Raw genomic sequence first — 8,724 nt, forward strand, 5'->3', positions numbered from 1 at the left:
TGCGGGTCGGCTCGATGGTAGGCGTCGAGGTCCTCGATGCGCAGGGCCAGCGGGTTGGCGAAGCGTCGACTGGACGGGGTGTAGGGCGAGGGCTGAACCGGATGCGTCGGACCGGGGGCGTTGAGCGGGTTGAGCAGTACCGCACCCGCGCCGTGCGCCGCCGCGGTCCACTCGATGAACTCCCGCAGGTCGGCCAGATCACCGATGCCCCAGGAGCGGCCCGAGCGCAGCGCATAGAGCTGCAGCATCCATCCCCAGGTCACCGCCGTCTGGGGCACTCGCGGCGGGGCCGCGACCAGGGTGACTTCTTGGCCGTCCGCGGTGTGCAGGCGGTACCAGCCCGGCGCCAGATCGCCGGGCAGTTCGTCGCGCACGTCGGCGCGGGTGCCGTCCTCGCCGACCAGCGCCGCCGCGCCGGGCAACGGCCGCGGCCGGCCGTCCAGTCGCATCGCGATTGTCGGTGCCAGGGCTCCAGCGCGCTTGCGCTCGGCCAGCTTCGCCAATTCGCGACGCCGATCGGACTCGCTGGCGGCATCGACCTCGAGCAACCCGAGCACGCGGACCACCACGTCGGCGTCGACCTCGACCGGTTCTCGTCGCTCATTGCGGTAAAAGGTCGCCACGCCATGGGCCTGGGCCAGCTGGCGCAGGTCCTCGGGCACCGGCTTGGGTGTGGCCATCAGATCGTCCGCACGGGCAGCGCGGGGTGACTGGGTGACGGCTGGAGATTGCGAGCAGGGCAAGTACTCAGATAGCAAAGAGGCGGGGGCACTTTCGGAACGTACCCATCCGCGGCCGACTTACACGGGCCGCCCGCGTCGTGAGTAACCGAAAGCGGCGCGCGATTCGCCGGAGTGAAAACGACTCGGCCACATGCGGAGCCGATGCGCCAGGACCGAGGGCCCCGTTCAGATGCGCAGCACCGGACCCAGCGCCGACAGCGGGATGTGCGCCTGGACGGTGCCCCCGTCCATGTACCACTGCGGCAGGCCGGGGGAGAAGTTGATCGGCTCGTCGTGGCCGACCGGATAGTCGGGCATGTAGATGATCAACTCGTCGGGCGTCAGCGCCCACGCCTTGTACGCGCCCGAGTAGACCTTGTCGGGGGTCCAACGGTCGAGGATGAACGGGTAGGTGCCCGGATCATGCGGTGGCGGAGCCTGATTGAGTGCGGTATCGATGAACGGCGCAGCCAGCGGCGGGATCGCGGTCAGCGGGTTCACCGTGGTCAGATCGGCGAGCTGCACCCGTCGGCCCGCTGCCATGTCGAAGGTGAATGTCCGATAGGCGTTGTTGGGTTTGGGCCCGTCGGCGTGATAGTCCTCGTGGAACACCGCGCTGAGCAGGTTGCCGTGCCGGAAGACCTCGAAATTCTCCTCGCCGTAGCTGTCGGCGGCCATGCTGGCGTTTGCGGTCTTCCAGTTGCTGACCAGGGTATGCAGGTAGTCACGGATCACCGGGCCGGTGGTCGGGTTGTCGACCAGGTCGTCGGGCACGGCGACCTTGATGTCGCGAACGGCGTTGCGTTCCGAGGTCACCGCGGTGTGGCAGTACTGGCCGTCCCAGTTGCCGCCGAGCTCACCGCAGAACGACGGCGCGGACGCGTGCGTGGTGGCCGCGCCGGGAATCGTTGCGGCCGTAACCAATACAAACGCCGCCGCCAGTCTCTTGAGCATGGGTTGCTCCGCTCGACTCAGAGGAGTTGGACTTTGCTTGCCCGCCAGCGGCCGTCGACCTTCTCCATGGTCATCTTGATCCTGCTGCGGTCGATGCGCGGGTCGGGCGCGGCGGTGTTGGTGACGGTCTGGTCGATGAACAGCAGCACGACGACCTTGTCGGTCGTTTCGGACTGGATGGCCGAGTCCACCACCACGCCGTGCGCGGTCGCCTTGTTGTCGATCAGCAGTTGGCGAAGCTTGACGCTGGATTGGGTGTACATGTCCTTGAATTCGCCGGTCGCGCCGTCCAGCACCTGCTTGAAGTTGTCGTCCACCTTGTTCGAATCGATGCTCGTCAACACCTGCGCATAGGCGATGGCCGCCTGTTGGGCCTGTTCGCCCGCCACCTTCAGCTGATGGTCCTGCCACTGCCGCCACCCGAGGAACCCCGAAACGCCAAGCGCGGCAACCAGTAACACCGGCAGCACGCTGCGGCGCAGATACCGCCGCCAGGGCCGCTGGGCGCGCTCGGTGTCGGGACGCTTGCGTTTGAGCAGCGGGCCACCTTCGTCCTCGTCTTCGTCCTGCCCGTCAGCCTCGTCGGTGGACTCCTCGGCGCGCGCCTCGCCGGTGTCTTCGCCTGCGGCTGCCGCTGTTTCGGCGCCCGTTTCCGCTTCGACGTCCGTGTCCGTGTCGGCGTCGACTTTCGGGTTCTTCTTGGTGGTCACGACCACGATCATCTCCTAAAGGTCGGCTGGGATGGGCCAGGGCTCAGTGCGGCGGTTCGATCGGCAGCTGCGGACCGCCGTAGGGGGTGGGAATGGTGTAGCGGCCCCGCGGGGTCGGATCGGTTCGCTGGCCCAGGTTCGCGCCCGGCGGCGGGCCGGCGGTGTCGTCGCCGCCCGGACGTGGCGCGTTCTTGGCCCCGCGGATCGAGACCGCCGGGTCGTCGTCGCGGCAGTAGGTGTACATGAACGGCTCGTAATAGTCGGCGGCCGAGGAGGCGTGCGCCGGTGTCCCGTAGTCGCAGACGTAGCGGGGATACAGGTCGGCGGTCGCCCAGACGCCGCCGTCGTGAAAGGCGCTCGTCACCGCGTCCAATACCGACCCGCGGTAGTCGGGGAACAGTGCGTTGAGCGCCGGGACCCGCAGATAGAACAGCTGTGACATGGTGGCCATGCTGCCCAGCAACTGCACCATCGTGTCGGAATTGTCGGCGAACAGATTGTCGACGGCCGACAGCGTGCGCGGCGTCTGCTGCGTCAACCGGCGGTAACCGGCCTGCATTCTGGCCACGCCGGTCAGCGTCTGGTTGAGTTCGGTTGCGGCGGAGCCCAATCCGGCGTTTTTGTCGCTCGCCAGGGTGAGCACCACCCGGCTGGTCTTGATGATGCTGGTGGTCTGGGGCAGCACCGAATCGAGCGTCGACAGCAGGAACGTGCCGCCGTCCACGATGGCGGTCAGCTTGGCCGGGCCCTGTCTGCTCAGGCTCAACTCCTTCTTGATCAACTCGATCTTGTGCGGGTCGACCTGGGCCAGCAGCCCATCGGCGTCACCGAGCAACTGCGCCAAGCTGACCGGGACGGTGGTGTGGTCCAGGGCGATCAGGCTGCCGTCATGCAGATACGGCCCGGCGTCGGAGGCTGCCTCGAAGTTGATGTACTGCTCACCGGCGGGCGAGAGCGCGGACACGTGCACGACGCTGTTCGCCGGGATCCGCACCTGCGAAGTGATGCTGGCGACGGCGTTCACGCCGTCGTCGGTGATCTGCAGCGATTCGATGCGCCCGACGCGAACACCGCGCAGCGCGACGTCCTGGTTTGGGAGCAGGCCGCCGGATTCCGCCAGCTGCACGGTGACCCGGTAGGACGAGGCGAAGGGTTTCACTCGCAACGCGCCGACGAGCAGATAGGCGGTCGCCACGACCAGGATGAGCACCAGGCCGGCCACCGACAACCAGACCTGCTGCCGGTGCGCGGTGCGCACCGCGCGCACAACGAGATTGGCGACGTCGGCGACGGCGCGGATCACGGTTGCGGCCCCGGCGGTGCGGGCGGGGGCCCGGGCGCGACGTCGATCTGTCCCGGGATGTTGGGATCCGGAATCACCGGAACCTGAGGCGAATTGGGTCCCCGGCCGACCACACGTTCCTGCAGTCGCCACAGGGTGTATTTGAGGGTGCCGACGAGCAGGTTCACGTTGTAGTGGTGCGGCCCGTGCAGCCCGATGTCACCGGGGAATCCGATGTCGGGCAGCGATCCGAGCATGATCTTGTCCACGCCGACGTTCACCGAAATCGAGTTCCCCGCAGTGGATTTGACCAGCGCGGGAATCAGCCGGTTTATCGACAGCCAGCTGGTGTCGGGGCTGATCGCAACGTCGTTGGCGGCCCCGGCGATCGTGTTCAGGTCGCGGATCATGCTGCGGCCGCTGGTGTCGGTCCCGCCGATCGACGGGAACCTGGCCAGCAACCGGGAGGTGTCGCCGACCTGCACGGCCAGGTTGGACAGTTGACTGGTGTTGTCGGCCAGGGCCGAGGTGGCGGGGCGGGCCGCCGACATCAGGTCGCTGATGGTCTGGTTCTTGGCGTCGAGTTGGTCGGCCAGGCGCGACAATTGGGTCAACGCGTGCGAGATCTGATCGGATCGGCCGTCCAGCGTCGCGAGTAGCTCGTTGGACTTGCGGATCATGTCTCCGAACGCCTGGCCCTGATCTCCGGTCGCCTTGCCGAACCCGTTGATGATGTTGGTGAAATTGCGCACCGCCCCGCCGTTCACCAGGATCGCCGCCGAGCTCAGCACCGACTCGACGGTCGCGGCGGCCGCGGTCGAGTCCAGGCCGATGGTGTCCCCGTCGCGCAGCAGCGGCCCGTCGGCATCGCCCGGTGGCTTCAGCGCGACGAAGACGTCGCCCAGCGGTGTCGCGGTGCGCAATTCGGCGGTGCTGCCCCGCGGCAGCTGTACGCCATCCCGGATGCGCAGCCGCGTGACCGCCGTGTAATTGCGGGCGACCATCGATTCGAGCTGCCCGACGTCGGCGCCGGCGAGCTTGACCTTGGCGTTCATCGGCAGGTTCAGCGCGTTGGAGAAGACCGCGTTGAGTGAATAACCGCCGGACCCCAGGCCCGGGGCCGGAAGGGGCAGGCTGGCAAGGCCGTTCGTGGCGCATCCCGCGGTGACCATCGCCGCGGCCACCGCCGTGAGCATGCCCCGCGCGCCCGCGCCCGTCATTTCTGCCCCATGGCGGCCATGCCGTCGAGCACGTAGGTCAACCCGAAATCGGGGCCGAAGTCCTGGATGGTCCCGGTGCTGCAGCCCAGTTGTCGAAGCCCCATCAGGTTGCAGATCTCTTTGGTGTACTGGCTGTCGAACAGCAATCGGTCCGTCAGGAAGCGGGCCCGCACGCTGCCGTTCGCCCGGTCGATCATGTTGTAGGCGTTGTCGGCCACCAGGGGGGCCAGATCCAGCAGCTCGGCCAGGTCGCGCCGCTGGTCGGTCACCGTCTTCAGCGTGCCGTTGCCGTGCAGGACGGCCTGTTTGACGTTGTCGCGGTTGGCGTCGAGCAGGTCACCGGCCCGCTGGATCAGTTGGTCGAGCTTGCGCCCGGTGTTGCCGCTGCCGAGGTCCTCGTCGGCCATGATCCGGCTGACCTGGTGGATGGTGGAGGCGAATTCGCGCAGTTTCGAGTCGTTGGCGGCGACGGCGTCGAACAGCGTGCTGATGTTTTTGACGATCGTGGTGATCTGCTCGCGGGTCGCCGCGCCGCCGTCGCTGGACAGCCGCAGCGCCTTGGACAGCTCGCCCAGCGCCGCCTTGATCTTCTCGCCGTTGCCGTTGACCACCTCGGTGCCGCCGCCGAGCACGTCGGCGATCGGGCCGCCGCCTCGCCCGTCACCCTCGAGCGACTTGGTCACCTTGTCCAAAACATTGAGGACACTGCTGAATTCGACGGGGGTCTTGGTCCTGGGCAGCCCGATGGTGTCGTGATTCTGCAGGGTCGGTCCGCCGTGGTAGGGCGGCGTCAGCTCGATCTGCCGGTCGGTGAGGATGGACGTCGACACCGTGACGGCCTGCGCGGTGGCGGGCACCTTGACGTGGCGGTCGACGGTGAACTGGACCTCGACGTAACCCCCCTTGGGGTTGATCTTGGTGATCTTGCCCACCGGCATGCCCAGCACCGCAACCTCGTTGCCCTCGTAGAGGCCTGAGGCGCTGTCGAATTGGGCCGTCACGGTGATTGTGTCGTCGTCCGAACTCAGGTACCACCAGCCGGCGCCGACCGCCGCGGCGAGGACCGCGACCGCGGCGACGATGGCCAGCGCCTTGGCGCCGAGCCCGTTCACTTGCAGTCCTTGAAGTACTGGATCATGCCGAACTGCTTGGCACGCCCGCTGATTGCGCACATCCACGAGTCGATCAACGGGACATTGGGGGCGTTGAAGTTGATCGCGTTGCCGTCACCGGTCAGGTTGGCCGCCTCGCGGAAGAAGATCGGGCTGGTTTGTAGCATGCTGTGCAGCAGGTCGTCGTGCGCCGACATCAAGTTGGTGAAGTCGCGCATGTCCCTGATCAACGCGTCCAGGCCCGAGCGGTCGTTGACCACGACCTGGCTCATGGTGTCGACCAGACTCGACAGGGATTGCATCATCGCGTGGAAAACGGCGCGCCGCGCGACGAATTGGCCCAGCAGGTCCTGACCCTGGTCGACGAGGGCGCCGATGCCGGCCTGCTGGCGGCGCAGCGTGTTGGTGACCTGCTCGGTGCTGCGCAGCAGCTGCCCCAGCTGGTCGCGTCGCACCGCGATGATCGACGACAAGGTGTTGATGTTCGTGATCGCCTGCGGCACAACGGCGGGCAGGCCCTCAAGCTGCTTGCCGAGCACCGCCAGCGATTGGGCGAACCTGTCGGAGTCGACCTGCTCGAAGGTGGTGGTGGCGTCCTGCAGCGCGGCCTGCAGGTCGTAGGGCACCTCGGTGTGCCCCAGGTCGAAGGTCTCGTTGGGCAGGCGGGCGGGCCCCTTGGGTTCCAGCGCGAGATAGCGCGAGCCCAAGATGGTGGTGACCCGGATCTGTGCACGAGAATCCTTGCCCAGCTTGATGTCGTCGCGGACCTTCAACCCCGCCTCGACATGGTCGCCGACGAGTTTCATGCTCGTGACGTTGCCCACCGGGATACCCGCGACCACGATCGGGTTGCCGGCCCGCAGCGAGGCCGCTTGCAGGAACTCGGCGGTGTAATGGCGATAGCCGGCGCCGATCGCGTGCACCGCCAGCATGACTGAAATCACCACCGCGACCACCGCGACGGCGATGAACCCGAGCCAGGTCTTGTTGTAGCTTTCCAGCGGGCGCTTCGTCAGCCCCGACAACCTCCGCCGTACCGATGCCTCAGCCATCGACCGTGCTCCTGCAGCGTGGGGTGTGCCAGGCCCGGTTGCCCGGCGTGGCCGCGTTGATGATGATCGGCACGACATCGTTGAGCCCGGGGAAGAAACCCATGAAGTTCACGTCGCACACGTAGGCATTGCCGTAGGCGCCCTGATTGCCCACGCGGGTAAGGCCTTTCAGCAGCAGCGGAATGTTGTCGCCGAAGAACGCCACCTGCGGTTCGACGTCCATGATGTGTTTGGTGACGCCGGGCTGGCGATCGATGAATTCGCGCAGCGCCGGGTAGACGTCGGTCGCCGAGGCCGACAGCCGGTTGGTCACCCGGGCCAGCGAACCGACCGAAGCGACCAGGTCCGGGCGCCGCCGGTCGAGGTCGCCGACGACGGTGCGGGCCGCCGTGATGACCCCGTCGAGATCGTCGTTCTGTTGGGCGAGGTTGCCGACCACCTTATTGAGGTTGGTGATGACGCTGCCCAGGGCCTGGTCGCGGCCCGCGAAAGTCTGTGTCAGCGTGGAGGTCTGGCCGACCAGCGTGGTGAGCGAGGACGTGTCGCCCTGCAGCGAGGCGATGATGCCCTTGGTGAGGTTGTCGGCGTCATGGGGGTTCAGCAGGCTGAACAACGGCTCGTAGCCGTTGAGCAGCGTGGTCACGTCGAAAGAGGGCTCGGTGCGCTCCAACGGGATGGTGCTGCCCGGCGCCAGCAGCTGCGGACTGCCTTCCTTGCCCAGGGACAGCCCGAGGTAACGCTGCCCGACGATGTTCTGGTAGGTCACCGACGCCAGGGTGTTTCCGAACAACCGCTGGTCGGACTGCACCACGAACGAGACCTTCGCCAGAGTCCCGTCCAGTTCCACCTTTTCGACCCGGCCCACGCGCACCCCGGCCATGCGGACGTCGTCGCCCTCGCGTAGTCCGTACACGTCGCTGAACACCGCCGTGTACCTGGCGGTGTCGCCGGCGACGTCACGCCGCAGGCTCACATACACCAGCCAGGTCAGCGTCAGCGAGACGATCATGAACAGGGTCAGTGCGATGAGCGGGCCGCGAAACCTCATTTGGCCTCCCCGGGCGGATGAGCGAGTGAGACCGTGGTCCCGCGAGCGACGGGTCCCAGCAGTAGTTCGGTGGCCTCGGTCGCGGGGGCGCCGGTGATCACGCCGAGCATGGTGCGTTCGTATTGACTCCCAACGGGTCCCACGTTGCCGCCGAACGAGGCCCGGTACGCGGCCTGCGGGATCCACGGCGCCTTCGGTGCCACCGGCGCGACCCACGGTTCGTGTGGTTGCGGCGTCGCGGGCGCCCCGGGTGAGGGGTTGTCGGGGTTCGCACTGCCCGGCACCGGCGGCGACGGCGTAATGCCGGGAGCGAGTGGCGGATTGGGGTCGACCAGGTTTGGTGGTCCGTTCACCAGCGGCGGGCCCACCGCGACCAGGTTTCCGTCCGGGCCGATCACCGTGCCGGGCGGTGGGGCCAGGTCCTTGGGCGGATGGTAGTTCTGCGGCAACAGCACGTCGGGCAGATCGGGGCGCACCGGAATCAGCGGTGCGGTGAAGCAACTGGGCCCTTTGAGCTCGCCGTAATGCGGACAGTCGGCACGGGTGTAGGTGGAACTGGGCGTGAACGTCAGCATCGCGCGCATGTTGCCCAGGTTGGTCCGCGGGTTCCAGACCTGTTCCATG

General features: G+C 67.3%; 8 protein-coding genes and 1 pseudogene. All 9 read right to left on the reverse strand.

All coding sequences use genetic code 11. The features are described 5' to 3' along the window. The coding region (locus A9W96_RS14040; protein ID WP_197499518.1) for a 4-alpha-glucanotransferase at positions 1-680 on the reverse strand (680 nt) is incomplete at its 3' end. 228 nt (positions 681-908) lie between these two features. Next, positions 909-1,676 (reverse strand): mannan-binding family protein, encoded by a 768-nt coding sequence (locus A9W96_RS14045; protein ID WP_067140561.1) that lies wholly within the window; start codon positions 1,674-1,676, stop codon positions 909-911. Between the two features lie 17 nt (positions 1,677-1,693). Continuing rightward, positions 1,694-2,398 (reverse strand): tetratricopeptide repeat protein, encoded by a 705-nt coding sequence (locus A9W96_RS14050; RefSeq protein WP_067140564.1) that lies wholly within the window; start codon positions 2,396-2,398, stop codon positions 1,694-1,696. Positions 2,399-2,429: 31 nt separating this feature from the next. Then, a complete protein-coding gene (locus A9W96_RS14055; protein WP_067021611.1) occupies positions 2,430-3,689 on the reverse strand; it encodes an MlaD family protein in 1,260 nt (419 codons plus the stop codon). Continuing rightward, positions 3,686-4,888 carry an MCE family protein gene (locus A9W96_RS14060; RefSeq protein WP_067140568.1) on the reverse strand — a complete coding sequence of 401 codons (1,203 nt, stop codon included), beginning with the start codon at positions 4,886-4,888 and terminating at the stop codon, positions 3,686-3,688. Before A9W96_RS14060 ends, A9W96_RS14055 begins: the two co-directional genes overlap by 4 nt. Then, positions 4,885-6,000: an MCE family protein gene (locus A9W96_RS14065; RefSeq protein ID WP_067140571.1), complete on the reverse strand. Its 1,116-nt coding sequence runs from the start codon at positions 5,998-6,000 to the stop codon at positions 4,885-4,887. Before A9W96_RS14065 ends, A9W96_RS14060 begins: the two co-directional genes overlap by 4 nt. Next, positions 5,997-7,052: an MCE family protein gene (locus tag A9W96_RS14070; RefSeq protein WP_066867463.1), complete on the reverse strand. Its 1,056-nt coding sequence runs from the start codon at positions 7,050-7,052 to the stop codon at positions 5,997-5,999. Before A9W96_RS14070 ends, A9W96_RS14065 begins: the two co-directional genes overlap by 4 nt. Beyond that, positions 7,045-8,100 carry an MlaD family protein gene (locus A9W96_RS14075; RefSeq protein WP_067140575.1) on the reverse strand — a complete coding sequence of 352 codons (1,056 nt, stop codon included), beginning with the start codon at positions 8,098-8,100 and terminating at the stop codon, positions 7,045-7,047. Before A9W96_RS14075 ends, A9W96_RS14070 begins: the two co-directional genes overlap by 8 nt. After that, positions 8,097-8,724 (reverse strand): annotated as a pseudogene (locus A9W96_RS14080) (mammalian cell entry protein); the annotation flags it as partial. The pseudogene A9W96_RS14080 and the gene A9W96_RS14075, both read right to left, overlap by 4 nt.

It is taken from the genome of Mycobacterium sp. 1245852.3 (assembly GCF_001669335.1).
GTDB classification, from domain to species: Bacteria; Actinomycetota; Actinomycetes; order Mycobacteriales; family Mycobacteriaceae; genus Mycobacterium; species Mycobacterium europaeum_A.